Below are 25,731 nucleotides of genomic sequence, written 5' to 3'. Positions count from 1 at the left end.
AGAAAACCAGAACCATTCTAGGGTTGTCATAAATGGCTGAACTTCCCCTGGCCCGAGACTTTCCGGCCGCCGACAAGGCGTCTTGGAAGGCGCTCGTGGAAAAAGCGCTGAGAGGCGCTCCCTTCGCCTCGCTCGAATCGAAAAGCTATGACGGCATTGCCGTCGAGCCGCTCTATGGCCCGGCGAAGGATGCCGCGCTCGTCCCGGGACGGGCGCCGGGCACGCCATGGGAGGTGATGCAGCGCATCGAGATTGGCGACGGCGGCCTGGCCAACACGCAAATCCTCGAAGACCTGAACAACGGCGCAAGCAGTCTAAGCCTCGTGTTCCAGGGCTCCGTCGGCGACTACGGTTACGCGCCAATGCCCGCGGACGGACTGCTGAAGCGGATGCTCGAGGGCGTCCACCTCGAGTGGGGCGTCCCCATCGAGCTCCAGCTCGGCCCGCTTTGTAAAGATGCGGGCATGATGCTCGCCCACCTCGTGCAGCAGAGAGGCATCGCGCCGAAAGATGTGAACATTCGCTTCGGCTTCGATCCAATCGGCGTGCTCGCGGTTAATGGCTGGAACAACGTGGTCTGGCCCGACATGGCGCCGGGTCTTCGCCCGCCTCGTGTCGGAGCTGAAGAGCCAAGCTTCGCCGGTCCGTTCGCCGTCGCCGACGGCAGGCCGATCCACGCGGCCGGTGGCTCGGAAGCGCAAGAGCTCGCCTTCGCCCTGTCGACGGCGCTGGCCTATCTCCGCGCGCTGGAGGCCGGCGGCATGCCGCTCGACGAGGCGCGGCGCCTCATCTTCTTCCGTCTTGCCGCCGATCAGAACCAGCTCCTCACCATCGCCAAGTTTCGCAGCCTCCGGAAGCTTTGGTCGCGCGTCGAGGAAGCCTGCGGGCTCGACGCCGAGCCGGCCTTCGTCGCCGCCGAGACGGCCTGGCGCATGATGACCAAGCGCGATCCGCACGGAAACATCGTGCGCGGCACCATCGCGGCCTTCGCCGCGGCGATCGGGGGCGCCAACGCCGTGACGGTGCTGCCGTTCAGCGCTGCCCTCGGTCTGCCCGACGCGTTCGCCCGCCGGGTCGCCCGCAACACTCAGACGATTCTCATCGAGGAGTCGAACCTCCACCGCGTCGCCGATCCCGCCGCGGCTTCCGGCGCCATCGAGGCTCTGACCGACGAATTATGCACGGCCGCCTGGGCCCTGTTCCAAGAGATCGACAACACCGGCGGCCCAGCCGAGGCGCTGCGGGCCGGACTCATCCAGCGCGAGGTCGCCAAGGTGCGTGAGCAGCGCGAGACCGCCGCCGCTAGGCGCAAGGACTCGCTCGTCGGCACCAGCGACTTCCCCGATCTCGCCGAGGCGCCCGTTATGGTGCTCGAGGCGGCTCCCTCCTTGGCTTGTGACACCCCGAGCGAGCAGACGGCCGAGCCCTTGCGGCCCATGCGCCTGGCCGAGCCGTTCGAGGCCTTGCGCGACCGCAGCGACGCTTATCTCGCCGAGCACGGTACGCGCCCAAAGATCTACCTCGCCTGCTTGGGAAAGGCCGCCGACTTTAACGCGCGCGCGAGCTTCGCCAAGAGTCTGTTCGAGGCGGGCGGCATCGCCGCCGTCTCGCCGGAGGGCGCGCAAAGTCTGGACGACGTGGTGCAAGGGTTCGAGACGTCCCTCGCGAAGCTGGTCTGCCTGTGCTCCTCCGACAAGGTCTATGCGAGCGAGGGCGCGCAGGCGGTTCGGGCTCTCAAGGACGTCGGCGCCGAGCACATCTATCTGGCGGGCGAAACCACGGGCGACCTGGAGGCCGAACTGAAGGCCGCCGGCGTCGAGGCCTTTGTGTTTGCCGGCGGCAACATCCTGGCCATGCTGAACGACGCCCATGCTACGCTGGGGTTGAAGGGGAACGATACGTGAGCGGGATACCGAAATTCTCAGACGTCGCGTACCAGGAGCCGCGCGAGCCGGCGCTGGCCTCGGAGACGCCTGCCTGGGAGACGCCGGAAGGCATCGCGGTCAAGGCGGCGTATGGCCCCGACGATCTGCAAGGCCTCGACTTCCTCGATGGCATGCCGGGCGTGGCGCCCTATCTGCGCGGTCCCTACCCCACCATGTATGTGCAGCGGCCGTGGACGGTCCGCCAATATTCCGGTTTCTCGACCGCCGAGGACTCCAACGCTTTTTACCGGCGCAACCTCGCCGCCGGCCAGCAGGGCGTGTCCATCGCCTTCGATCTCGCCACCCATCGCGGCTATGATAGCGATCATCCGCGCGTGACCGGCGACGTGGGCATGGCGGGCGTCGCCATCGACTCGATCTACGACATGCGCACTCTGTTTGATCACATTCCGCTCGATCAGGTGTCCGTGTCGATGACCATGAACGGGGCGGTGCTGCCGGTGCTGGCGCTGTTCATCGCCGCCGGCGAGGAGCAGGGCGTGCCGCACGACAAGCTGTCGGGCACGATCCAGAACGACATCCTCAAAGAGTTCATGGTGCGGAATACGTATATCTATCCGCCCGCACCTTCCATGCGCATCGTCTCCGACATCATCGGCTACACCTCGAAGGAGATGCCGCGCTTCAACTCGATCTCGATCTCCGGCTATCACATGCAGGAAGCCGGGGCCACGGCCGACCTGGAGCTCGCCTACACCTTGGCCGACGGCATCGAATATGTGCGCGCGGCCATCGCCTCCGGTCTCGACGTCGATGCGTTCGCCCCGCGCCTGTCCTTCTTCTGGGCGACCGGCATGAACTTCTTCATGGAGATCGCCAAGATGCGCGCCGCGCGCGTGCTGTGGGCGAAGCTCATGATGGACGAGTTCAAGCCCAAGGATCCGAAATCGCTGGCGCTGCGCACCCACTGCCAGACGAGCGGCTGGAGCCTTGCCGCCCAGGACGTGTTCAACAACGTGATCCGCACCTGCGTCGAGGCCATGGCCTCGACCCAAGGCCACACCCAGTCGCTGCACACCAACGCGCTGGACGAGGCGCTCGCCTTGCCGACGGACTTCTCCGCCCGCATCGCCCGCAACACCCAGCTCATGCTCCAGCAGGAGTCAGGCACCACAAGCATCATAGATCCCTGGGGCGGCAGCTTCTATGTGGAGCGCCTGACCTACGATCTTGCGAAGCGCGCCATGGAGCATATCGAGGAAGTCGAGAAGTTCGGCGGCATGGCCAAGGCCATCGAGGCCGGCATTCCCAAGCGCATGATCGAGCAGGCGGCGACCGCCACGCAAGGGCGCATCGATTCCGGCCGCCAGACCATCGTCGGCGTGAACAAATACCGACCCGACAGCGAGGCCGACATCGCCATCCTCAAGGTCGATAATCGCTCCGTGCGCCGCCAGCAGCTCGACAAGCTGGAGCGGCTCCGGGCCGAGCGCGACGAGGAGGCGGTCACCCGCGCTCTTGACGCGCTCACCGAAAGCGCTGAGACAGGCAAGGGAAATCTGCTCGAGGGGCGCGTCGCGGCCGCCCGCGCCATGGCGACCGTCGGCGAGATTTCCTATGCCCTCGAGAAGGTCTATGGCCGCCACCGGGCCAACGTTTCGGCAATCACCGGCGTCTATAAGGCGGAGATGGGCCGCAAGGACGGAAATATGAACCGCGTTGCCGAGCTGATCGAGGCCTTCGAGACCGAGCATGGCCGCCGGCCGCGCATCCTGGTGGCCAAGATGGGCCAGGACGGCCATGACCGCGGCCAGAAGGTCATCGCGAGCGCCTTCGCCGATCTCGGCTTCGACGTGGATATCGGCCCGCTGTTCCAGACGCCCGAGGAGGCCGCACGCCAGGCGGTTGAGAACGACGTGCATATTCTCGGCGTGTCTTCGCTGGCCGCCGGCCATTTGACTCTGGTGCCGGCGCTCCGCCAGGCGCTCGAGGATCAGGGCCGGGGCGACATCATGATCGTGGTCGGCGGCGTCATCCCGCCGCAGGATTACCCCGAGCTCTTCGAGGCCGGCGCCAAGGCCATCTTCGGCCCGGGCACGCCCATCGCCGATGCCGCCATCGACATTCTCGGCAAGCTCGGCGTCGATGGCGCCAAAGCCGCCGCCGCCGAGTGAGCCGGACCACGACAGCCACGCCTGATCTCGACGGCATGATCAAGGCGATCCGCGCCGGCGACCGCGTGGCGCTCGGCCGGGCCATCACCCTGATCGAGAGCACGAAGCCCGAGGATCAGCGCGCGCGCAAGACCCTCCTGAAAGCGCTGCTGCCTGACACCGGCAAGGCCGTGCGCATCGGCATCAGCGGACCGCCCGGCGCCGGCAAGTCCACGCTGATCGACCAGCTCGGCGTCAACCTCATCGCCCAAGGCCACAAGGTCGCCGTGCTCGCCGTCGATCCCACCTCGTCGCGCACGGGCGGCTCGATCCTCGGCGACAAGACCCGCATGGGCCGGCTCTCCACGGAAGCGAACGCCTATATCCGCCCCTCCCCGGCCGGCAGCAGCCTTGGCGGCGTCACCAAGACCACCCGCGAGACCATCGCCATCGCCGAGGCCGCGGGCTTCGACGTGGTTCTGGTGGAGACCGTCGGCGTCGGTCAGTCGGAAACCGCCGTGTCCAACATGGTTGACGTGTTCGTCGTGGTCGCCATTCCAGGCGCCGGCGACGAGCTGCAGGGCATCAAGCGCGGGCTGTTGGAGCTCGCCGACATCATCGCCGTCAACAAGGCCGACAACGACAACATCGAGCGGGCCAACCGCGCGGCGACCGAATACCGCGCGGCCTTGCACATCCTCGCGGCGAGCAACGCCGCGTGGCAACCGGCCGTGCTGACGCTGTCGGCGCGCGACAATCGCGGCCTCGACGAATTGTGGGAGAAGATCAAGGAGTGCCAGGCCACCCTGTCGGAGGCCGGCGTGCTGGACGGCCGGCGGGCCGACCAGGCGGCCTCCTGGATGCGTGAGATCTTCGAGCAGCGTCTTCTGGCTGCCTTCAAGGGCGGACGGCGCGCCGCGCGCCAATACCAAGACATCGAGGACAAGGTCCGCACCGGCGAGGTCAGCCCCGCCGAAGGCGCCGACGAGCTCGCCCGCGTGGGGCTGAAAGAGCCCGAATAGAGGGCCAGGATAAACCACGCCCGCGAATTCCCTTTCCTCGCAGCTGAGCCGCTTGTAAGCCAGGGGCATGGTTAGGCCGCGCGTCCTCCTCACCGGCTTCGGCCCCTTTCCCGGGGTGCCCGACAACCCGTCCGGCTGGCTCGCCGAGACGTTGGGGCAAAGCGCCGCTTTCGACTGCGACCTCCACGCCGAGGTGCTGCCCACCGAGTGGGAGATCGTCGCCGCGCTCGCGCCACGCCTGCACGCCGACCTGCAACCCCATGTGATGATTCACTTCGGCGTCGACGCGGACGCCGAAGGTCTACGGATCGAGCGCTCGGCCCATAACCGCGTCGCGCCCCGCGCCGACGCCTGCGGTGCCCTGCCAGGCAGCCACGCAATAGCCCCTGACGGTGCCGCGCGCCTCGATACCGCGCTGCCGGTTGCGGCGCTCGCCGCTCATTTGAAAACACACGGTCACGCCGCCACGGCATCGCGCTCCTGCGGGCAGTATCTCTGCAACTTCCTCTACTACCGCTCGCTACACTGGGCGCATGCGCAAGACGTTCAAGGACAAGCCAGCCATGCGCTGTTCGTGCATGTGCCGTTGACGCGCGCCCAAGGCGGCGCCGTCCGTCAGGACGCGTTGCTGCACGCCGGCGAAACCACGTTCCGCTTCGTCCTCGGCGCGGTGCGCGTCAGGTTACGCAAAGCCGGGACGCCGCGCCGGTCCTAGAGGCAAGCCAATGACGCTCGGCCGCCGGCAATTGCTCGTGGCCGGCCTCGGCGCCGGTTTCGGTGCCGGGCTCACGGCCACGGCGGGGCCGCGCGCCGCACCGGCCCGCGAGACGGAGACGCCGCAAGCCTTCTCGACCTACGGCATCGCCCCGGCGGACGGCGTTATCGACCAGACGGCGACGCTGCAAGTGGCCGCCGACGAAGCCGCGCGCACCGGCGTGCCTCTGTTTCTTCCCGCGGGCACCTATGCGACTGGCCGGCTCAGCCTCAAATCCGGCACCCATATTGAGGGCGTGCCCGGCCTCACCATTCTCCGCTACGCCAACGGCGGCGCCATTCTCGACACCGAAGGCACCGACAATGTGCGCCTCACCGGCCTCGTGCTCGACGGCGGCGGCCAGGCGCTCGAGCCCGACGGCGCGCTGCTGACCGCCACCGAGGCGACCCATTTCGATGTCGCCGACTGCCGCTTTCTCGGCAGCAGCGAGAACGGCATCGTGTTGCGGCGCGTGGCCGGGCGCATCGCCAATTGCGAAATCGGCGACATCGAGCACGCCGCGCTGTTCCAGCGAGGACGCGCGGGCCTGGAGATCGCCCACAATCACGTCCGCGACTGCGGCGACAACGGCATTCTGGTCTGGCGCTCAGCACTCGGCGAGGACAGCACCCTCGTCACCGGCAACCGCATCGAGCGCATCGCCGCCAAGAGCGGCGGCAGCGGCCAAAACGGGAATGGCATCAATATATTCCGCGCGGGCTCTGTGCTCGTGAATGCGAACCGCATCGCCGACTGCGCCTTCTCGGCGATCCGCGCCAACTCCGGCTCCAACTGCCAGATGATCGCCAATTCCTGCACCCGCCTCGGCGAGGTCGCGCTCTACGCCGAGTACACCTATGAGGGCGTGATCATCGCCAACAACATCGTCGATGCGGCGGCCATGGGCATCTCCGTCACCAACTTCAACGAAGGTGGCCGCCTCGCCGTCGTGCAAGGCAACGTGATCCGCAATCTCTTCCTCCGCAAAGACGCCGACACGCGCGGCATCGGCATCGGCGTGGAGGCCGACAGCGTGGTCAGCGACAACGTGATCGAAGGGGCGCCCGCCTACGGCATCCTCATCGGCTGGGGCGACTTCTTGCGCGACGTGAGCGTCAGCGACAACGTGATCCGCAAATCCCATATCGGCATCGGCGTCTCGGTTAGCCCGTCCGCCGGCACGGCGCTCATCACCGACAATCTGATCACCGGCACCAAGGACGGCGCCATCCGCGCCATGGACGGCCCGAAGGCCATCGGTCCCGATCTCGCCAAGCAGAGCGCCGAGGCCTATGGCAACCTCGCGGTCTACGCCAACGTCGCCCGCTAACGCGCCGTAACCTTGTCGAGATCGCCGAGCGATTGTTGCAGCGCCGGGCTCGCGGCAATACGGCCGACGGTGAAGCCACGCCAGTTCTTGATCTCGCCCTTGAGCTGATCGGCAAGCACGGTTCGCGCCTTCGGCAGCAGCACGGCGAGCATCTCGGCCAACGCGCGCTCCGCGCCACGCTTGGCGCCGTCGTCGATCTTGAGCGCGATGCCGAGACCGAGCGCCGGCAACGCCGCGCAATGGACCCCTTCGGCGCCGCCTTTGGTGAATGCGGCGCCCCCGAGCCCACGCAGCACGATCGTGTCGAAGCGCCCTTCGCCGGCAACGAGAAGCGGCGCGGCAAAGCACGCCTGCATCAATCGCTTGGCGGCGGCGGCGCGTTCCGGGGCGAGCCCCGTGCCGGTGCCGAGCCGGGCGAAGCCGCGCGCCAAGGCGCTCAGCGGTAGCGCATAGGTCGGCAGCGAGCAGCCATCGAGCGCCATGCGCGAAGCGTCCAACGCCACGCCGCAAGTGTCTGAAAGGATTCGCGCGATCATGACCTGGAGCGGATGGTCCGGCGTCTCGTAGCCGCGGGGATCGAAGCCAAGATGAAGGGCCGCGCAAGCATGCCGGCATGCTTGCCCGAGCAGTTGTTGTGGATCGCGCGGGGACGCCGTCCGCCGCGCAGCAGCTCGCGCGTGGTCGCCTCGCTCAACGGCCAATGCGCGCCGCAAGCAAGTTCGCGCTCCGCGAGTCCCGCCTTGCCAAGCAGACTCCTGACCGCATCGAGATGGACGCGGTCGCCGCTATGAGACGCACAGGCTACCGCAAGCTCCTCGGCGTCGAGATCGAACACATCGGCCGCGCCGCTCTCCACTAGCGGCAGCGCTTGCAGGATCTTCACGGCCGAGCGCGGATAGACGGGAGACCCCACATCGCCGAGCTCGAGCAAGCACTCGCCGTGCGCATCGGCGATGGCGATGGCGCCACGGTGACGGCTCTCGACGAGACCGCCCCGAAAGACGTCGACGAGCACCGGGTTCTGAGATGTGGGATCCATGACGATGGACGTGGCCCTAGCCATCAGCCGCGGGCACGATCACCCGCCTTCCCCGGCCGCCACCGGCAGCCAGTTCCGTCGGCACGCCCGCCGCGTGTTTCGAGGCGCGGATCACCAGCGTCGTCTTGACGCTTTCGACATTGGGCGCGGCGGTCAACTCGTGAATGATGAAATCCTGAAACGCGCTCAGATCCGGCGCCACGCAGCGCAGCAGAAAATCGATCTCGCCCGACAGCATGTAGCAGTCGCGCACGATGGGCGATTCCTGCACGCGCTTCTCGAACGCGATGAGATCGGCCTCCGCCTGGCTGTGCAGCTTGATCATGGCGAAGGCCGAGACGTCGAAGCCCAGCGCCTTGTCGTTGAGTATCGCCGTGAAGCCCTCGATGATGCCCGCCTCCTCCAGCGCCCGCACGCGGCGCAGACAGGGCGGCGCGGAGATGCCCACCTTGCGGGCCAGATCGATATTGGTGATGCGCCCGTCCGCCTGGAGCTCCCGCAGAATCAGCCAGTCGGTGGCATCGAGGCGGGCGCTGCGCATAGGTCCTTAGCTCCCTGGACGTTCGCGGGGCCATCGCCTAGAAGGCGCATGGAGTGCCCCCGAAAACGCAAGGCTGATCGGCTTCGCGCAACATTAGGCCGTTTACGCAAAAGAATCGAAAAGAAATTGAGCGCTTTCCATTCCGAAAATTCCAGCAATGGCCGAGACGAGCCCCCGGGGCCCGTGGGCGGCGCCGCCGCCCTGATCGCCGAGAGCCGCAAGGCCCGCGCCGACAAGACCTGGGTGATGACCGACGGCGCCGTCGGCATGGAGGCTCAAGGCATCGCCGTGGCCGAGGCCATCGGCCTGCCCTTTACCCTCAAGCGGGTCCGCCCCAAAGGCGCCATGCGGCTTCTCCCCACGCCATTGCAGATCCTCGTGCCGCCAAAGGCACGGCTGCGCGCGGTGGCCGCGAACGAGTCGCTCGAGCCGCCCTGGCCGCGCATCGTCATCTCCATCGGCCGGCGCAGCGTGCCCATGGCGCTCGCGGTCAAGCGGCTGTCCGGCGCCTACGCGCTCCATATCCAGAACCCGAAAGTGCCGGCCCGGCTATTCGATCTCGTGGCCGCGCCCGTCCACGACAATTTCGAAGGCCCCAACGTCATCACCACCTTCGGCGCCGTGCATGGCGTGACGCCCGAACGGCTTGCCGAGGCGGGAAAAAGTTTCGCGCCGCGCATCGCGGACCTGCCGCACCCCCGGGTCGCGGTGCTGTTGGGCGGCGAGAGCCAGGCCTTCAGCTTTCCGCCGGAGGTCGCCACGGGCTTCGGCGCCAAGCTGGCCATCCTTGCCCGGGAGACCGGCGGCTCGCTGCTCGTCACCCCGTCGCGGCGCACCCGCCCCGAGACGCTCGACGCGCTCACGAAGGCGATCGGCGGCGTCCCTCATTTCGTCTGGGACGGCACCGGCGACAATCCCTATTTCGCCTTCCTGTCGCTCGCCGATGCCATCGTCGTCACCGAGGACTCCGTCAACATGGTCACCGAGGCGGCCGGCACCGGCAAGCCGGTCTATGTGCAGGCGCTCCCCGGGCGTTCGACGCGACTCACCCGTTTCCATGCGCTGATGGGCGAGCGCGGCGCCACCCGTCCCTTCGAGGGCCGCCTGGAATCATGGAGCTACGCGCCGGTCAACGACACCAAGATGGTCGCCTCGGCCATCCGCCGCGCGCTCGGCCTTGAAACCAAAGCCTAAAATGCGAACGGCGCGAAGCGGGTTGCACGCGCGTCCGCCTATGCTTACCTCTTGCCTTCCGCTCCCCAGCTAGAGGCAATTTTCATGGGTTCCCGTCACGCCAAGGTGATCATCATCGGCGCCGGTCCTGCCGGCTACACGGCCGGCATCTACGCTGCGCGCGCCATGCTGGAGCCGCTCCTCATCGAGGGCATTCAGCCCGGCGGTCAGATGACCATCACCACCGACGTCGAGAACTATCCCGGCTTCGCCGCCGTGATCCAGCCCGTGCTCATGGATCAGATGCGCGAGCAGGCCGAGCATGTGGGCACGGAGATTATCGCCGACACGATCGTCGAGGCCGACCTCAAGCAGCGGCCCTTCCGGCTCAAGGGCGATAGCGGCGTCGACTACACCGCCGACACGTTGATCATCGCCACGGGCGCCAAGGCGCGCTGGCTCGGCCTCCCCTCGGAGCAGAAGTTCCAGGGCTACGGCGTGTCGGCCTGCGCCACCTGCGACGGCTTCTTCTATCGCGGCAAGAACGTCATCGTGGTGGGCGGCGGCAACACCGCCGTTGAGGAAGCGCTGTACCTGTCCAATCTCGCCGAAAAGGTGACCCTGGTGCATCGCCGCGGCGAGCTGCGCGCCGAGAAGATCCTACAACGGCGCCTGTTCGATCATCCCAAGATCAACGTGATGTGGAACCATCAGCTGGCGGCGGTCTTAGGCGACGACGATCCGCTCGGCGTCACCGCCGCCACACTCAAGAACACACAAACCGGCGAAGAGACCACGGTGCCCATCGACGGCGTCTTCATCGCCATCGGCCATTCGCCGCAGACCGAGCTGTTCAAGGACCAGATCGAGCTGAAGCAGGGCGGCTATATCAAGACCAAGCCGGGCTCCACGGCGACCAGCGTGAACGGCGTGTTCGCCGCGGGCGATGTCGCCGACGACGTCTACCGTCAGGCGGTCACCGCGGCGGGGATGGGCTGCATGGCGGCGCTCGATGTGGAGCGGCATTTGGCCGGCATCGGCGCACACACTGAAGCGACCCCCAGCGAAGCCGCCGAATAATCAGAACAGGACGGCGACGACCCCGTAAAGGCTTTCGCCCGCCACGAGGCCGGCGGCCGCGCTCAGTAGGAAGCGCGCCGACCAGCCCGGCGCCAGCCAATGCAGCAGGCTCGCAAGCGCCGCCCCGAGGAACAACGTGATCGACGTGCCGGCCGGGATGACGAAGGCCAGCCCCAGCGTGGCGCCGCTCGGCACCAGCAACAAGCGATGCCCGGTGATGCGCCGCTCGATGAGCGCCAGCACCACACCTAAGACCCCAGCAATGGCCATGGCCACGAGCGCCGACCGCGGAATGCCCGAGAGCCCGACGCTCAAGGTCTCCGCCACCGCTTTCCAGGTGGCCACGGCGGGCGCCGGCCATTCCGGCGTCAGCAGCTGGGTCGCGGGATCGGTGATCAGCAGGAGATAGACGAGGCTGCCGGCGAGGCTGCCGATGACGACGCCGCCGCATTGCGCCGCCACTTGGCGCGCCGGGCTCGCGCCCACCTCGTGGCCCGCGCGAAAGTCGTTGAGAAGATCGGCGCTCTGACCGGCGGCGCCGCCGGCGACATTGGCCGTCATCAGATTGGTGATGGGCTGTCCCGGCGCCATGGCCCCGAAGGCGAGTTGCGACACCTTGCCGATGGCGCCGATCGGCGCGACCGAGGTCTCGCCGACCACCCGCGCGGCGACCGTGGCCAGCACGAAGGCCATGGGAATGGCGACCAAAGCCATGGTCCAGTGGATATCGAACAGCGCGATCTGGAGCACCACGGTAAGGGCTGCCGCCAAGGCGAACCCGCCGAGCCGTGTGAACGAGCCGGGCTCGAGCGGCAGCCTGTCGGCCTCGCGGCGCGGTCCGTGCCACGTGCCGAGGAGTGCCGCGGCGAAGCTGGTAAGACTCGCGGCCACCATCATGGTGACGCCCGGCCACAGCAGCCAGCCGACCAGCGGCTGAAACCAATCGTCGGGACTGCCCGCCACGTCGACGATGCCGCGGGCGATCAATGCAGGCCCGATCACGCCCCAGGCGATGAGTGCGCCGGCGAGCAGCCCCAGCCCGGCCCGCAAGCCGATGATGCTGCCGAAGCCGAGCAGGAGCAGCGACGGGTCGAAGGCGAGCGTCAGCTTCTTGGCCGTGAGCGACGGCGCGAGGCGTGGGATTTGCCACAGCACATCGTCGATGAGGTTGAACAGCACGGCGCCGGTCAAACTCGACATCAGCACGCCGACGCGCTTCATCGCCTCGCGGCCGTGGCTGAACATGTCGCGCATGGTCTCCGCCGTCGCCATGCCGGCGGGGAACACGAGGTCCGACTGGATGATGAGGCGCTGCCGCAAATACCAGCCGACCCAGATGCCGAGAAAGCTTACCGCGAACACCCAGGCGGCCAGCGTCGGCCACGGCAGATTACCGCCGGTCATGATGGCGAGCGCGGGGATCGGCGCCACGAGCCGCTGGAGATGATCGAGGCCGCCGACGACGCCGCCGTCTGGTTGATGTTGCTCTCGAGCACGCCCCACGGCGCCAGCCCGAACAAGCGCGTTACCGGCACCCAAAAGGCGAAGGCGAGCAGCAACGCCGTGATCGACATGTTGAACGACCAGCCGATCTTGAGCCCTGAATAGACATTGCAGGGGGCGAGCAACGCGCCGAGGATCATGCCGGTGGCGAGCGCGCGGGGCGTCAGCTCGCGCGCGTCGGCGCGCGCCGTGGAATCGTCGAGAAGCGCCATGTCAGCGCTTCGTGCCACGAACCCGGAGCTTCACCAACCCTTGATCCGCCAGGTAAGACGTTAATTTGACCCGCCGCGCCGGGGCCACCTATGCTCCTCACCCCCGTCGAAGGATTGGTGCCCGACTTGATTTCCGCACTGCGTAAATTGTCGAGAGCCGCATGCCTGGCCCTTTTGTCCTGCGGCAGCGCGCTGGCCGCCCCGACCTGCCCCGTTGAGCGGGGCGAGCCTTTGGTGCCGGCCGACGAGGCACTTTGCGATCAGCTCGAAGCGGCGGTGCGCAAGCCGAGCGCGCTTCCCCACGATCAATACGAGGCGAAGCTCGCCGCCTTCCTGCGCAACTATTGTCATCGCCGCGAGGCGTCGGGCTGGAAGAGCGACAAACATATGCGCGACACCGGCCCCTTCGTCGGCGTGTTCCACAACGGCAAGTGGACGGGCGCGTATCACGGCACCCACGCGCCGGCCGTCGTCTGGTACTCGCCCGACATGGTGGCATGGCTCAAGGCCAACCGCGCGGAAGGCGACGAGCGCGCGCCCGTGTCCGAGGCGCCGGTCCCCGATGGCGCCATCATGGTCAAGGAGATGTTCCCGCCGCCCACCTCCCATTGCAAGGACGCCCCCCTGATCCATCTGTTCCCGGAGAATGGCGGCGCCATCATGGTACGCGACGCCAAGGCCTCCTATGACGGCTGGTTCTGGGGCTGGTTCGGCTGGGGCAAAGGCGACTGGGCGCCGACCTGGCCCGCCAATTCCGCCAACGGCTACCCCAATACCGGCTTCGGTCTTTACTGCACCAATTGCCACGCATCGGCGCGCGGCAACCAGACCTTCGCCTCGCTGCGCAACATCAAGGGCGAGCCCGGCGAGCCGATCACCTTTCTCAGCCAGGACTTCTTTCTGGAGGACCACTTCAAGGGCGGCGAGACGCGCCTCGGCCAACGCAAGGGCGGAAGCGTCATCCAGCCTGAGTTCCACACCCATCACGAGGACGTTGCCACCGAGGAGGTCGAGGTGGAGCGTGCCACCACCGCCGTCAACCGCCGCATGCGCAGCCGGAAACCCTATAGCAACGAGTTCTCGGAGATCTTCCAGCTGCTCGCCGGCGCGCCGTCATCGGAGACCGCGGTCGCCAAGCTACCGTCGGAGACCTACGATCATGTGTGGTTCCCCGCGGGCAAGCCCACCCGCGGCATCGCGCTTCGTCACCTCGGATCAGTGCCTCGGCTGCCACAGCGCCGGCGGCACCGGCCTGCAATTCCACATGACCGAGCCGGCGCCCGAACCGAAGCTGACCAATATCTCGCCCTACGGCACCTGGCGGAAATCGCCCATGGGCATGAGCGGTCGCGACCCCATTTTCTTCGCTCAACTCGCAAGTGAGATCGAGACCTTCCACCCGGAGGCCAAGACGCTCATCGAGGACACCTGCATGAGCTGCCATGCGGTGCAGGGCCATCGGCAGCACGCCATCGACAAGAACGCAGAGTCCGGGCAGTGCGTGCCGCTCGCCCGCGACGCACTCAATGCCGTCCCCTACCCGGCCGGCAACCCGACCGCCGGGCTCGCCCATTACGCGGCACTCGGGCGCGACGGCGTCTCCTGCACCACCTGCCACGGCATGGTGGTCGGCAAGGACGCCTCGGAGAAGGTCGCGGACGCGCGGCAAAACGCCTGCGTGAAAGCGCGGCAGCAGGTCACCAATCCGGGGCATAGCGGCCTCGCCAAGACCTTCACCGGCAATTTCCTGATGGCCGATCCCGGGGAGATCTTCGGCCCCTTTAAGGACCCGAAGAAGAAGCCCATGGAGCATGCGACCGGCCTCGCCGCCGCCCATAGCGAGCATGTGAAGAGCTCGGAGATCTGCGCGAGCTGCCACACCGTCCATCTGCCCGTGCTCCACCGCGGCGAGATCATCGGCCATACCTACGAGCAGGCGACCTATCCGGAATGGGCCTTCTCCGGCTACCGCACCGGCAAGACCGTCGACGGTGCGCTGCCGGGGGGCGCCGGCGCCAAGGCGCAATCCTGCCAGGGCTGCCACATGCCCAAGACCGATGCGCGCGGCAAGCCCTACCGCAGCAAGATCGCCACCATCCAGGAATACACGTCCTTCCCGCAGGCCGAGTACACCCTGCCGCCGGAAGACATCGACCTGGAGCCACGCGAAGGCTTCGCCAAGCACACGCTGGTCGGGCTCAATCTCTACCTCACCAAGATGGCGCAGCAATTCCCCGAAGTGCTGGGCATCCGCACGGAAGACCCGATGCTGCCGTCGCGGCGCGGGGTCGACCCGTTGATCGCGACCGAGCGCGCCATGCTCGAGCAGGCCGCGCGCGCCGCCGCGATCGATGTCGGCGCGGTGACGCGCGACGGCGACACGCTGACCGCCGAGGTCAAGGTCGCCAACAAGGCGGGCCACAAATTCCCCTCCGGCGTCGCCTTCCGCCGCGCCTTCATCGCCTTCGAGGTACGCGACAAGCTCGGCCAAGTGCTGTGGGCTTCGGGGCGCACGAACAAAACCGGCGTGATCGTCGACGAGACCGGAGCGGCGATCGCCGGCGAGACATGGTGGACGCCAAACTGCGGCGCGCGCATCGACCCCGGCGCCCGGGCCCATCAGCCCCATTACCAGGTCATCGGCAAGCAGAGCCAAGCGCAGATCTATCAGGAGCTCGCCGCCGGCCCCGCCGATACGGACACCCCGCATTGCGGCCTCGGCGCCGAGCCCGAAGCGCCGCTCACCTCAAGCTTCCTCTCCATCTGCGCCAAGGTGAAGGACAACCGGCTCCTGCCCCACGGCTTCCTGGGGCACGACGAGCGCGTCGCGATCGCCACGGCGCTGGGCGCCAAGCCGGACCTCGCCGAGGAGGTCGCCCCGGTCGGCACCGGCGGCGACCCCGACTATGGCAAAGCCGGGGGCGACGGCGAGGACGCGATTCTCTACCGAATCCCCTTAGCCGACATCCCCGGCGAGCCTGCCGAGGTCCGCGCAACTCTTTACTATCAGGCCATTCCGCCCTTTTTCCTGCAGGATCGCTTCTGTACTGCTAAGAGCGAAGATACCAGACGGCTCTATTACCTGGCCGGCAAGCTCGATACTGGCCCTGGCCCTATCGAGAACTGGAAGCTCAAGGTGGGCCAGACCGCCAGAGCGAGCGTGCCTTGACCGCCCAGCGCCGATAGCGTCCCGGGCGATAAATGCGTAATCTGGAGCGACGACCGAGGCGGCTCGCCCGCAGCTGAGAAAACCGGGCTTAAGGGGAATCCATGGCTGAGAATCCTACATTCGAAATTCCACCAGAGATGCGCAATCTTGCCGAGAAGAATGTCGAGCAAGCCCGCGTCGCCTATGGCCAGTTCATGGAGTTCATGAGCCAAGCCATGAATGCCTGGTCCACGACCGGCGGCCCCGAGGCCGGGAACTTCAAGGCCCTGCAAGAGCGGGCCATCGCCTTTGCCAAGGAGAACGCCGAGCGGTCCTTCTCGCTGGCCAGCGAGATCGCCAAGGCCAAGGACATGCAGGAGGTGGTGACCCTCCAGAGCCGCTATGTGCAGACCCAGATGCAGACCTTCGGCATCCAGGCCCAGCAGCTCTCCTGGCTCATGGCCGACGCCTTCCGCAACATGCAGACCAAGCCGCCGAAATTCTGATCCCGGCTAGCCGCCCGGCGCCTGCTGACGGACCAGCGTGTGGACGAAGCCCAGCTTCTCCACCACGGCCGCATGCAGCACCTCGGGCACCACGTCGATCAGGCCCATCTCCCGGTTGAGCTCATTGAGCACGAGCCCGAGCTGGCGATAGCGGCCGACCATGGCTTGCAGGTCGCTGAAATCGACCGGCCCGATCAGCCCCATGTTGACGGCGGTATCGAGCACGCTGGTGATGTCGAGATAGAGCGCGAAGGTCTCCGCCCAGTCCTCCCACGGATGCATGGTGGCGTAGGCGCTGACGAAGCGGTCCCTCCAGTCAGGCGGCGGCCCCTCGCCGTAATGGCGCGCCATGGCGTCTTGGTAAGGCGGGTCCTCGTGATCGCCGAACAGGGCCTTGAAGCCGTCCTCGTGCTGCCCGCGCACCAGCAGGTCCCAGTAATAGTGGCCGATCTCGTGGCGGAAATGTCCGATCAGCGTGCGGTGCGCCTCGCCGAGATCGACACGGAGCTTCTCCCGCTCGACGCTGTCCGCCTCGCGGATATTGATGGTGATCGTGCCGTCGGCGTGCCCCGTATAGACGCGCTCGCCCTGGCCCATCCAGCGCCAGAACCCCTCCTCCGGAATCGTGTCCGCCTTGAAGTCGAAGGCGAGCGGCGGCGAGAACCCGTCCGCCGCCGATCCATAGGGCAGCCCGAGAAAGTCGAGAGTGTAGAACAATCGGCGCTTGGCCGCCTCGAGCTCGGCCCAGCGCTCGCGGTTCCCGGAAGCGACAGATCCGGGATGGTGCGGTTGAACCGGCAAGCGTCGCATAGGCCGCCATTGACCGCATCGCCCACGGGCAGACAGCGGTTGCAGACATTCTCCACGGTATAGTTGGCGCATTTGACGAGCACCGCGCCACACGTCCCATTGGCGCAGCGATAGGTCCCGTCGCCGAGCGGCTCGAGCGCGGCGATGGTGCGGCAGGACGGGCACCACCCGACCTCGCGGCCACAGGCCTCGCAAGCCACGTTCTCGAAGAACAGCGTTTGCCCGCATATGCAGGAGAAGGTCCGCATGGTCCGCGTCTCGCCTTTACTCGGACGGCCAAGGATGATCGGCACCGCGCTGATGGCGTTGGCCGGCGAGCCGTCGATGATCTTGGCGCTGATGGCAAGATAGACCAGCGCGTTCCGCTTCAGGTCGGGGATCCGATAGATGCGGGTCTTCTTGAAGAAGATGCTGGTCTTCTCGCTGAAGGCTTCCTCACGTTCCGGCAGCGTTTTGAGGTCCACCGTCACCGGCCCCATTTGACGGCACGTCACCGAGAAGTTGGACGGGTCCTCGTTCAGGCCGAGCGGCTGGCCCCAGCCGCCTTTGCGCGCCTGGGAGATATAGCAGGTGACGCCGGGCACCTTCGGATCGTCGAACTCGCTGATGCACACCTTGTCGTTGGGCGACAGCATGCGGAACGTGGTCGACACGCAGTCCATATCGTCGCGCGCGCCGGCGCCAGCATCAGCAGCAAAATCGCGGCGGGCAGCAACACGGACCGGCAAGCGGCGGAGAGGATTCGCATTTTCAGATGGCCTCTTGAGGCGGGGACGTCAGGTGCAAAGACAACGCGCGAGGGAAAGGTAAGGTTCGCTTCGCACCCGTACCAGAGGCGAGGTTGTCGCTCGCGCCACCGCGCTCCGCGCGGCTTGAGCGCGGACCAAGTGAGCAATGCCGACGGTAAGGTTAGCGGGTGAGCCGGCGCTTATTGGCCCGGACTTGGCTGCGGTACCGGCCCACGACCTTGTGCATCGAGCCGCCCATGGCGAGCGTTCCCATGGCCTCGGCGAGCGCAAAGCCCTTCTCCATCACCATCCGCTGCGCCTCGCGATGGCTGGCGGCATCGCCGAGCGCAATCTTCATGGTGCGCAGCATCATGACTTCCTGCGCTTCGCGCCATAGCTGTGCCGACGCGAAGGCAAGATCCATCCAGGCTTTGTACATGTCGTTCCCCGCAGCAAAAATCCGGCCGCGCGATGGCACGGCCGGATTGCCACAGTAAGCCACAGATTTCGGTCAGCGCCTAGCCGTCGTGAGCGCGCCGAACAGGAAACCCACACCTAGCGCGATGCCGATCGCGGCAAGCGGGTTGCGGCGGGCATAGTGATACACCTCGTCGTAAGCATCCACGGCCATGTCCTGGGCACGGCCCAGATGCTCGCCGGCCTTGTCGGACACATTGGCGGCGAACTCGCCGACGTCGTCCTTCACGGACCGGGCGGTGGCGGCCGCATCGCGCGCGGCGGCGGCGGCGTCGCGTCCAGCCTGTGAATTTGCGGCATCACGGTAAACGTCACGGGGGGTCGTCATCTCACTGTCCTCCTGTTCGCGGGGCCAGCAAGGCGCGGCACCGGTTACGGAGAAAACGCCCATCTTCGGGAGAATGTTCCGGGCGAAGGCCGGCATCCGCGGAACAGAAGGACGGCCGGCGCTTCAGTCGTCACACAGGCCGATGAAGTCCAGGCCGGCCTCTTGGCAGAGGAGCCGCGCATCGTCCTCGCTGTCGGCCTCGATCTCCACGCGCAGATCGCCCTCCAGCGCGCAGAACTTGACGCGCGAGGATTTGACACGCGACGGCTTGGGCCGCCGCTCGACGCGGACGACGCTGACATGCATGCGCTCGGTGGCGAGCCGGGAGCGGGTTTGGACCATGGCCTATTTTGCCATGATTCGCGTGGATTTGGCTGAGGGTAAAGGCGGCTCCCGAGAAGCCGCCGGCCTAGCGGAACAGCCCGCCGAACAGCCCGCGGCGGTCCCGATTGCGCGGCGGCCGGTTATCCCGGAAGAAGTCCAGGTCCTCCCCACGAAAGCCCTTGGGCTTACGCCCCTTCCTCTCCGGTTTCGCCTCGAGCTTGCTCGCAGCGAGCTTGACCGAGCGGTCCTTCTTGCGGGTCTTGGCGCGGAACGCGGCGACCTTCTGCAGCTTGCGCTTGAAGTCCTCGTCGGACTTGATCGCCTCGCGCATGAACGTCGCCCAGATCTCGGCCGGCAGGCTGCCGCCCGTGACACGGTTCATCGGCGAAGAGTCGTCATTGCCGACCCATACGCCGACGACGAGATTGCCGGCGAAGCCCATGAACCATGCATCCCGATAGTCCTGGCTCGTGCCCGTCTTGCCGTAGGCACGGATCGGCAGGCGCGCCCCGCGCCCGGAGCCGCGCTCGACCGTGCCGCGGAGCAGCGTCAGCAGATGCTTCTGCTCCGTCAGCCGCCACAGCCCCGCCTTCTTGGGCGGCGCGCCGTTCGTATCAGCGTCCTCGAAACCCGTGATCGCCCATGGCTTGACGGGGTAGGCGCCCGCGTTCACCGCGGCATAGGCGGATGTCAGCTCGAGCAGCGTCACCTCGAAGGCGCCGAGCGCCAGGCTCGGCCGCGCCTTGAGCGGCGTGGTGATGCCGAGGTCGCGCGCCGCCTTGATCACCGGCTTGCGGCGCACCGCTTCGGAAAGCTGCACCGCCACCGTGTTGATGGACGAGGCGAAGGCGCTGCGCAGACGCATCGCGCCGCGATAGCGATGCCCGAAATTCTTGGGCTCGTAGCCGCCGACGGAGATCGGCCGGTCGACGACCGTGCTGTTGGGCGTGAGGCCGCCCCGCAGCGCCGCCAGATAGACGAACAGCTTGAACGACGAGCCCGGCTGCCGCAGCGACTGTACCGCGCGGTTGAACTGGCTCTCGTCGTGGTCCCGCCCGCCGACCATGGCGAGCACGCGGCCGTCCGGCCGCATCACGACCATGGCAGCCTGGCTTGCGCGCCGGGCCTTGCCTTGCCTGGCGAGAACTTTCTCGACGGCCTCTTCCGCGAGGCGCTGTGGGGCCGGGTCGAACGAGGTGTAGACCGGCAAGGGCGAATAGTCGCCCGAGCGGGGCACGTCGATGGTCTTCGCAACCCAGTCCGCATAGTAGCTGCCGATGGATTCGGTGGCCTTGCTCAGCGGCGTGGCGGGCTCGACGCCTTCGCGCCGCTTCGCCGCCAGCTTGCCGTTGCTGACCATCGCGTTGAGCACCGCATTGCCCCGGGCCGCGGCCGCCTCGGGATTGGCGGCGAGCGACGTCGGCGATTTGAGCAAGGCACGAGATAGGCGGATTGCGGCACGGTGAGCTCGGGCACGGACGTCGCGAAATATTGCTTCGCCGCCGCGCGCAAGCCGTAGCACCCTTGTCCGAAATATGTGCTGCTCAGATAGCGCTCGAGGATTTCGTCCTTGCTCAAGCGAAGCTCCAGCGCCAAGGCAAGCCACGCTTCCTTCTTCTTGCGCGCCATGGTGCGGTCCGCCGACAGCAGGGAGTATTTCACCAGCTGCTGCGTGATCGTGCTGCCGCCCTGCACCACGCGTCCCGCCGCGCGGTTCTCCAGCATGGCGCGTGCGAGGCCGATCGGGTCGACCCCGAGATGGTAGTAGAAGCGGCGGTCCTCCATCGACAGCAGCGCGTCTACGAAATGCTGCGGCACCTCGGAGAGCGAGACCGGCTCGGCGACACAGCCCCCGCGCCGCGCGAAAGGCTGCCCGTTCTTGCCGTGGAGAACCAGCGTGCGCTGGCTGGCCGGCTCGAGCGCCGCGAGCGAGTACTCGCCCACCGGCGAGGCCAGCATGAGATAGGGCACGGCGATCAACCCGCCGGTGACCACGAAAGCGGTGATAAGGCTCGAAAGGGCGGCGGCGCTGAGCCGTCCGGCGAAGCGCAGCCGCCGCGCGATCGTCATGACGGCGCTCGTCGGGAAGAAGACACGGCGCCGCTAACGAATGGCCGTCTCGCCGGCGTCGGCACGGCGCGAAATCGAATCGATATGTTTGACGAATTTCCCAAACACCCAGCCCGTGTCGCCGGTTTCGGTTCTACGACTTCGACCCACACACCGTCGCGGGACGCCACGCGCAACCTGGCGCCAGCAAGTTGGACCTTGATGACGGCATTGGCGCTGGACGGACCTTTGCGCATGTTGACCGCGTCGACAACCTCAACCCATGGACCTTTTTGGTTCGCATCGATGCCGCCCTCGGCCACATGCTGAGCTTGGCGCCGAGAAGGCTGGACGTCGGCCGCTCGCCGGTCTGCCCGTTCGTCTCGGCGGACGAAGCGGCGACGGCCCGTTGCGGCGACGAGGGGGCGAACAGATCGCTCGCGGCCGCGAAGCCAAGGGCACCAACGGCGCCGGTAGCGCCGAGAAGGATCGCGGAGACCGCGGCATATCTGGTAATGACATTCATCTCCCGGGAATAACCCGACAAACCGGGAAACCGTTCCGCAAAGGGCTCCCTTCCCGCCCCGTCTAAGCGGATTGCCAAGCCACGAATCCTCACGCTACAAAGGCGTTAGCGGGGAAAACGACGCGCGTCCTTGAGGGACGGACAGGCTCTAAGGGCGCGGAAGCGTTCGAGGTCTGGCCGGCCCAGAGAGGCGCCAGCCAAGGCGAGAAACATCTCAAGGATGGCGGTTCGGCGCTCGTTGGCGGCCCGGGCCTCCCACAATCGGAAGGCCCTTATGGCGCAAATCCTCAAAGCGCAGACCCAAGTCTTGTGTGTCTTGCGGACCAGGCTGGCGGCGTTCGCCGCCGCAAGCCTTCTCATTCTCCTCTCCGCCGCCCCGGCCCTGGCCGCCCAATGCGGCAACAACTCGGCCGGCTTCGAGCGCTGGAAGCGGACCTTCGCCCAGGAAGCGAAAGCCAACGGCATCGGCCAGCGCGGTATCAGCGCCCTGATGGGCACCACCTATTCCGTGGGCACCATCCGCGCCGACCGCGGCCAGAAGAGCTTCAAGCTCAGCCTCGATCAGTTCATGGCCAAGCGGGGCGGGCCGGCCATCGCTTCCCGCGGCAAGAAGATGAAGGCGGCCAATGCCGCCCTGCTCGCTTCGATCGAGAAGCGCTACGGCGTGCCGCCAGGGCCGCTGCTTGCCATCTGGGGCATGGAGACCGGCTTCGGCAGCTTCATGGGCAACCAGAACACGATCTCGGCCGTCGCCACGCTGGCATATGACTGCCGCCGTACCGAGTATTTCACCGGCCATCTCTATGCCGCGCTCCAGCTCATCGACCGTGGCGTGCTGAGCCCCGGCCAGCGCGGCGCCATGCACGGCGAGGTGGGCCAGACCCAGTTCCTGCCCAAATCCATCCTGCTCTACGGCGTCGACGGCGACGGCAACGGCCGCATCGATCTCAACTCCAGGCGACGCGCTGGCCTCAACGGCGAACTTCCTGCGCGGTCACGGCTGGGTGCCGGGCGCCGGCTATCAGCCGGGCCAGCCGAGCTACGTCGCCATCCAAGGCTGGAACGCCGCTGGGGTCTATCAGCAGTCCATCGCCATTATCGGCCGGCAAATCGACGGCGGCTGATGGCGGGTCGCAAGCCCTCTCGACGCTCGGGCCGCACATCGTCCACGACCGCAACGCGGACGCCCATGACGCGGCGCGCCATGATCAACGGCCTCGGCAAGATCATCGCGCTGATCCTGGTGCTCGCCCTCGTGCTTCTCATCGAGCGCTACTGCACGGTTCAGCCGGAGCCCTTTGGCCCCGACGCCGAGATCGTCTCCATCGACGGCGACAGTCTGCGCGCCGGCAACGGCGAGGAGTACCGCATCTTCGGCATCGACGCGCCGGAGCTGCACCAGTCTTGCGAGGAGGTGAACGGCAAGGACTGGCTGTGCGGCCGCGCCGCCAAGGTCAAGCTCACCAAGCTCATCAAGGGCGGCAACGTCGCCTGTGACGTCCGCAACGCCGACCGCTACGGCCGCAACGTGGCGGTGTGCAGCGCCGAAGGCGTGCCGGATCTCGGCGAGGCGATGGTGCGCGAAGCTACGCCATCGATCTCGGTCGGAAATACGGCTACCCCTATGCCAGTGCGGAAGCAGAGGCCCGCACCGAGAAGCGTGGCATCTGGCGCGGCACCTTCCAGCGGCCGTCCGAATGGCGCCAGGCAAATCCGCGCAACTAGCGCCAGTCCAAAAGGCCCCATTTCCAAGGGCTCTCCGCCCCCGCTTCCCACCCATCGGCGTGTGTGATTGAATTCCTGAGGGAGGCAACGCGAACCCGAACGCGTACAGAGGATTGGGGGACCCAATGAAACGACTTGCGCTCGCTCTTCTGATAGCCGGCTTGGCCGTCGCCGCGGCCAATACCGCTCAGGCGGAAGGGCGTAGAATGATCGTCTTCGCGCTCTACGGAGCGGCCGGCACCTCCGGCAGCACGGCAACCACCACGGTGATCGATTTCACCACCCAGGTCGCCTGCCGGGAGGCGCGGGACGAACTCCGGCGCAATGCCAAAGCGCCTGGCTTCGGCCTATTCGCCACTTGCGTGGAGCCCTAGGCGAGCGGCCTTCGGACTATTGCGCGGGCGCTTGGCCGCTGGAGAAGGTCCAGTAGCGACCGCTCTTCGCCTTGACCGGCGAAAGCCGCGAGCGCTTGTCCGGGCGCTTTCGGTGCAGGATCAGATCGCGCAAGTCGCCCAATACGGAACCGGAATCGGCGTAATAGCTGTGCCCGACGAAATCCGTGCGGATCGCACTCGCATCGATCGTGTCCACGCCGGGAGCGATGGTGATACCGCCCGTCGTGTCGCCGGCGCGGCGATAGCCGGCGAAGGTCTTCGACGCCATCAGCGCATAGTCGCCCGACGACGCATAGAGCGTGGTGCCGCCCTCCCCCGCCAGGATGTTCGGTGCAATGTCACGCTTGAACGTGTCGGCGTCGATGTCGGGTGCGGCCAGGACAATCTCGTCGAATTTCTCGCGGATGCTCGGATCCTCGAGCACCAACTCTTTCAGCGCGCCCGTGAGCACTCTCGTCCCCATACTGTGAGCGATGAGGTAGATGTGCTCGGCATCCGACCGCGCGACAAAGTCTTTCAGGAAATTTTTGAAGTCGAGCCGCGACCACTCGGCATTCGTCTCGTCGACCTTGTAGGACGCATAGCTCGCCTGAGACGGCCAGCTGTAGAATACGGGCGCGTCGAAGCCGAGATCATAGGCCATCTGCGCCGTACGCCGGGCCGCATCGGTGAAGGTCACGTTGTAGCCGTGAACGAAAACGAAGGCGCTCTTGCCGGCGGAGGCCTGCACGCGGGCAGCGACGTCCTTGAAGAATTGGGACTCGTCCGTCTCTTCCACCGAAAGCAGCACCACGAAGCGCTCCGGATCGTTGCACCATTCCAGGCGCCAGATTGACGGCGTCTCCAGCGCACCCACCCGGTGCTCGAGCGGGATGCTGACGGTCGTAACCCCGAACCTCAAGTCCACCGCGATCACCGCCATAGACTTCCGCGGGCTCGGCCGCGCCGGTAGGCTTGCGGTCCGTGGCGTAATAGACCTTCACCACCGCGTAGGAGGGCTCCTCCTCCCGCATGTAGGCGAAGCGCCGCTTCATCTTGCTTTGGAGCTTCCGGGCGCGGCGAACAGCTTTTCCGCCTCCTTTTCGCGCCCCGCCGCCTCGTAGAGCCCCGCCGAGGAGCTCGATTGCTTCGATGACCGCCTCGTTGCGCTCGCCGAACAGCGCCTTGCGGATGGCAAGGGCGCGCTTGAGCGCCGCCTCAGCATCCTGGTTGCGTCCCGCCGAACGATAGAACCAGGACAAGGACACGAGGCTGTCGGCCACCTCGGCGCTCTTCGGCCCGAAGGCCTTCTCGCGCACGGCGAGCGCCTGCTTGAGCAGCGTCTCGGCGCGCGCCTTGTCGCCTTCCTGCTCGAGGACAAGCGCGGCCTCGAGCAGCGCCGGCACGACGCCGGGTTGGTCGGCGCCGTAGCGCGCTTCAGCTTGCGTCACGTAGCGCTCGGCAAGCTTGGCGGCCTCGGCGCCTTGTCCGCGCATGCGAAGCTCCTGAATCCGGCGCGGCAGTGCCTCAAGCTCGTCCAAGCCGACGGCCTCCAGCCGGATGGCCTGGACGCGCGCGAACAGAGGCTCGATGTCGCCCTCGCGGCCCTGCTTCTGATAGAGGCCTATGAGGTTGTTGAGGCTCGTGGCGACCAGCGGATGGTCCGGCCCGAAGGCCTGCTCGCGGATGGCAAGCGCTTGCTTGAGCAGATGCTCGGCGTCGGCGTAGCGTTGTTGCGACGTGTAGAGCCAGCCGAGCCAAGTGATGGCCGTGGCGTATTCCGGATCGCTCTCGCCACGCGTCTTTCGCGCAAGGTCCACGTAGCGCTTGGCGAGCGCCGCGGCCTTGGCTTTCTCGCCCTTGGCCGCGAGATCTCCGATCCGAAGATTGATCTTGGCAAGTTCGTCCGGCGTTTCCGCGCCGGCCGCATCCTGCGGGAAGAGGAGAACGGCCGGCGCGATCAGCGCAAACGCCATGAGGACGAGCGCTGATCGCATGACTTCGCCGAACGAGCGGCCGTTGAGACCCATATACATCTCCCCT

Annotated in this window: 21 protein-coding genes and 4 pseudogenes; 13 read left to right on the top strand and 12 right to left on the bottom strand. The window is 66.9% G+C overall.

Annotated features, from left to right (window positions below; all coding sequences use genetic code 11):
* The first annotated feature begins 32 nt into the window (after positions 1-32).
* The 5 genes from AUC69_RS05095 (at position 33) to AUC69_RS05075 (ending at position 7,145) form a co-directional block, all read left to right on the top strand.
* Positions 33-1,904, top strand: coding sequence for a methylmalonyl-CoA mutase family protein (locus AUC69_RS05095; RefSeq protein ID WP_069441189.1), 1,872 nt, complete (start codon positions 33-35; stop codon positions 1,902-1,904).
* Positions 1,901-4,060: a methylmalonyl-CoA mutase gene (gene scpA, locus AUC69_RS05090; protein ID WP_069441188.1), complete on the top strand. Its 2,160-nt coding sequence runs from the start codon at positions 1,901-1,903 to the stop codon at positions 4,058-4,060. Before AUC69_RS05095 ends, scpA begins: the two co-directional genes overlap by 4 nt.
* On the top strand, positions 4,057-5,061 hold the full coding sequence (gene meaB / locus AUC69_RS05085; protein ID WP_069441187.1) for a methylmalonyl Co-A mutase-associated GTPase MeaB: 1,005 nt from the start codon (positions 4,057-4,059) through the stop codon (positions 5,059-5,061). Before scpA ends, meaB begins: the two co-directional genes overlap by 4 nt.
* Before the next feature lie 67 nt (positions 5,062-5,128).
* Positions 5,129-5,776 carry a pyroglutamyl-peptidase I gene (locus AUC69_RS05080; RefSeq protein ID WP_069441186.1) on the top strand — a complete coding sequence of 216 codons (648 nt, stop codon included), beginning with the start codon at positions 5,129-5,131 and terminating at the stop codon, positions 5,774-5,776.
* Positions 5,777-5,786: 10 nt separating this feature from the next.
* Positions 5,787-7,145 (top strand): TIGR03808 family TAT-translocated repetitive protein, encoded by a 1,359-nt coding sequence (locus AUC69_RS05075; protein WP_069441185.1) that lies wholly within the window; start codon positions 5,787-5,789, stop codon positions 7,143-7,145.
* Here the strand turns inward: AUC69_RS05075 and AUC69_RS05070 are convergent.
* Positions 7,142-8,184, bottom strand: a pseudogene (locus tag AUC69_RS05070) (asparaginase). The gene AUC69_RS05075 and the pseudogene AUC69_RS05070 overlap by 4 nt on opposite strands.
* Before the next feature lie 16 nt (positions 8,185-8,200).
* A complete protein-coding gene (locus tag AUC69_RS05065) occupies positions 8,201-8,725 on the bottom strand; it encodes an Lrp/AsnC family transcriptional regulator (RefSeq protein ID WP_069441184.1) in 525 nt (174 codons plus the stop codon).
* Positions 8,726-8,908: 183 nt separating this feature from the next.
* Here AUC69_RS05065 and AUC69_RS05060 point away from each other — a divergent pair, with 183 nt between their 5' ends.
* Both AUC69_RS05060 and trxB read left to right on the top strand, forming a co-directional pair.
* The gene (locus tag AUC69_RS05060) at positions 8,909-9,919 is read left to right on the top strand and encodes a mitochondrial fission ELM1 family protein (RefSeq protein WP_204377271.1); all 1,011 of its coding nucleotides are present in this window, start codon (positions 8,909-8,911) and stop codon (positions 9,917-9,919) included.
* A gap of 84 nt (positions 9,920-10,003) precedes the next feature.
* Positions 10,004-10,978 carry a thioredoxin-disulfide reductase gene (gene trxB / locus AUC69_RS05055; protein WP_069441183.1) on the top strand — a complete coding sequence of 325 codons (975 nt, stop codon included), beginning with the start codon at positions 10,004-10,006 and terminating at the stop codon, positions 10,976-10,978.
* Here the strand turns inward: trxB and AUC69_RS19265 are convergent.
* A pseudogene (locus AUC69_RS19265) lies at positions 10,979-12,621 on the bottom strand (OPT/YSL family transporter). It lies immediately after the preceding gene.
* A 306-nt stretch (positions 12,622-12,927) separates the two neighbouring features.
* Here AUC69_RS19265 and AUC69_RS16065 point away from each other — a divergent pair.
* The 3 genes from AUC69_RS16065 to AUC69_RS05040 all read left to right on the top strand — a co-directional run bounded on the left by AUC69_RS16065 (position 12,928) and on the right by AUC69_RS05040 (position 16,347).
* A complete protein-coding gene (locus AUC69_RS16065) occupies positions 12,928-14,076 on the top strand; it encodes a hypothetical protein (protein WP_141700597.1) in 1,149 nt (382 codons plus the stop codon).
* Positions 13,958-15,862 (top strand): hypothetical protein, encoded by a 1,905-nt coding sequence (locus AUC69_RS16060; RefSeq protein WP_158008021.1) that lies wholly within the window; start codon positions 13,958-13,960, stop codon positions 15,860-15,862. The genes AUC69_RS16065 and AUC69_RS16060 overlap by 119 nt, the downstream gene beginning before the upstream one ends.
* A gap of 101 nt (positions 15,863-15,963) precedes the next feature.
* Entirely contained in the window at positions 15,964-16,347 is a 384-nt protein-coding gene (locus AUC69_RS05040) for a phasin family protein (RefSeq protein ID WP_069441182.1), read from the top strand.
* 6 nt (positions 16,348-16,353) lie between these two features.
* On the opposite strand, the gene AUC69_RS18305 is transcribed toward AUC69_RS05040, so the two are convergent.
* From AUC69_RS18305 to AUC69_RS18295, 7 genes and pseudogenes are all read right to left on the bottom strand, one after another.
* On the bottom strand, positions 16,354-17,157 hold the full coding sequence (locus AUC69_RS18305; protein ID WP_244500098.1) for a putative zinc-binding metallopeptidase: 804 nt from the start codon (positions 17,155-17,157) through the stop codon (positions 16,354-16,356).
* A pseudogene (locus AUC69_RS18300) lies at positions 17,127-17,819 on the bottom strand (CreA family protein); the annotation flags it as partial. The gene AUC69_RS18305 and the pseudogene AUC69_RS18300, both read right to left, overlap by 31 nt.
* A gap of 247 nt (positions 17,820-18,066) precedes the next feature.
* On the bottom strand, positions 18,067-18,363 hold the full coding sequence (locus AUC69_RS05030; protein ID WP_244500097.1) for a hypothetical protein: 297 nt from the start codon (positions 18,361-18,363) through the stop codon (positions 18,067-18,069).
* 33 nt (positions 18,364-18,396) lie between these two features.
* Positions 18,397-18,690 (bottom strand): ElaB/YgaM/YqjD family protein, encoded by a 294-nt coding sequence (locus AUC69_RS05025; protein ID WP_204377267.1) that lies wholly within the window; start codon positions 18,688-18,690, stop codon positions 18,397-18,399.
* Positions 18,691-18,813: 123 nt separating this feature from the next.
* Positions 18,814-19,032 carry a hypothetical protein gene (locus AUC69_RS05020; RefSeq protein WP_069441179.1) on the bottom strand — a complete coding sequence of 73 codons (219 nt, stop codon included), beginning with the start codon at positions 19,030-19,032 and terminating at the stop codon, positions 18,814-18,816.
* Positions 19,033-19,099: 67 nt separating this feature from the next.
* The gene (locus tag AUC69_RS05015) at positions 19,100-20,107 is read right to left on the bottom strand and encodes a transglycosylase domain-containing protein (protein WP_280136620.1); all 1,008 of its coding nucleotides are present in this window, start codon (positions 20,105-20,107) and stop codon (positions 19,100-19,102) included.
* A 203-nt stretch (positions 20,108-20,310) separates the two neighbouring features.
* Entirely contained in the window at positions 20,311-21,084 is a 774-nt protein-coding gene (locus AUC69_RS18295) for a biosynthetic peptidoglycan transglycosylase (protein ID WP_069441177.1), read from the bottom strand.
* 821 nt (positions 21,085-21,905) lie between these two features.
* Between AUC69_RS18295 and AUC69_RS05000 the strand changes: the two are divergent.
* The 3 genes and pseudogenes from AUC69_RS05000 (at position 21,906) to AUC69_RS04990 (ending at position 23,688) form a co-directional block, all read left to right on the top strand.
* Positions 21,906-22,713: pseudogene (locus AUC69_RS05000) on the top strand (lytic murein transglycosylase).
* Entirely contained in the window at positions 22,713-23,381 is a 669-nt protein-coding gene (locus tag AUC69_RS04995; RefSeq protein WP_141700594.1) for a thermonuclease family protein, read from the top strand. The pseudogene AUC69_RS05000 and the gene AUC69_RS04995 overlap by 1 nt, the downstream one beginning before the upstream one ends.
* A gap of 58 nt (positions 23,382-23,439) precedes the next feature.
* Complete coding sequence (locus AUC69_RS04990) at positions 23,440-23,688, top strand: hypothetical protein (RefSeq protein ID WP_069441174.1); 249 nt, start codon at positions 23,440-23,442, stop codon at positions 23,686-23,688.
* 16 nt (positions 23,689-23,704) lie between these two features.
* Here the strand turns inward: AUC69_RS04990 and AUC69_RS04985 are convergent, their stop codons facing one another.
* On the bottom strand, positions 23,705-24,439 hold the full coding sequence (locus AUC69_RS04985) for an alpha/beta hydrolase (protein WP_204377266.1): 735 nt from the start codon (positions 24,437-24,439) through the stop codon (positions 23,705-23,707).
* On the bottom strand, positions 24,342-25,718 hold the full coding sequence (locus tag AUC69_RS17875) for a tetratricopeptide repeat-containing protein (RefSeq protein WP_158008020.1): 1,377 nt from the start codon (positions 25,716-25,718) through the stop codon (positions 24,342-24,344). Before AUC69_RS17875 ends, AUC69_RS04985 begins: the two co-directional genes overlap by 98 nt.
* Positions 25,719-25,731: the final 13 nt, after the last annotated feature.

Origin of the sequence: Methyloceanibacter superfactus, assembly GCF_001723305.1 — a bacterium.
GTDB lineage: Bacteria > Pseudomonadota > Alphaproteobacteria > Rhizobiales > Methyloligellaceae > Methyloceanibacter > Methyloceanibacter superfactus.
This window is presented reverse-complemented; position numbering and strand designations above follow the sequence as displayed.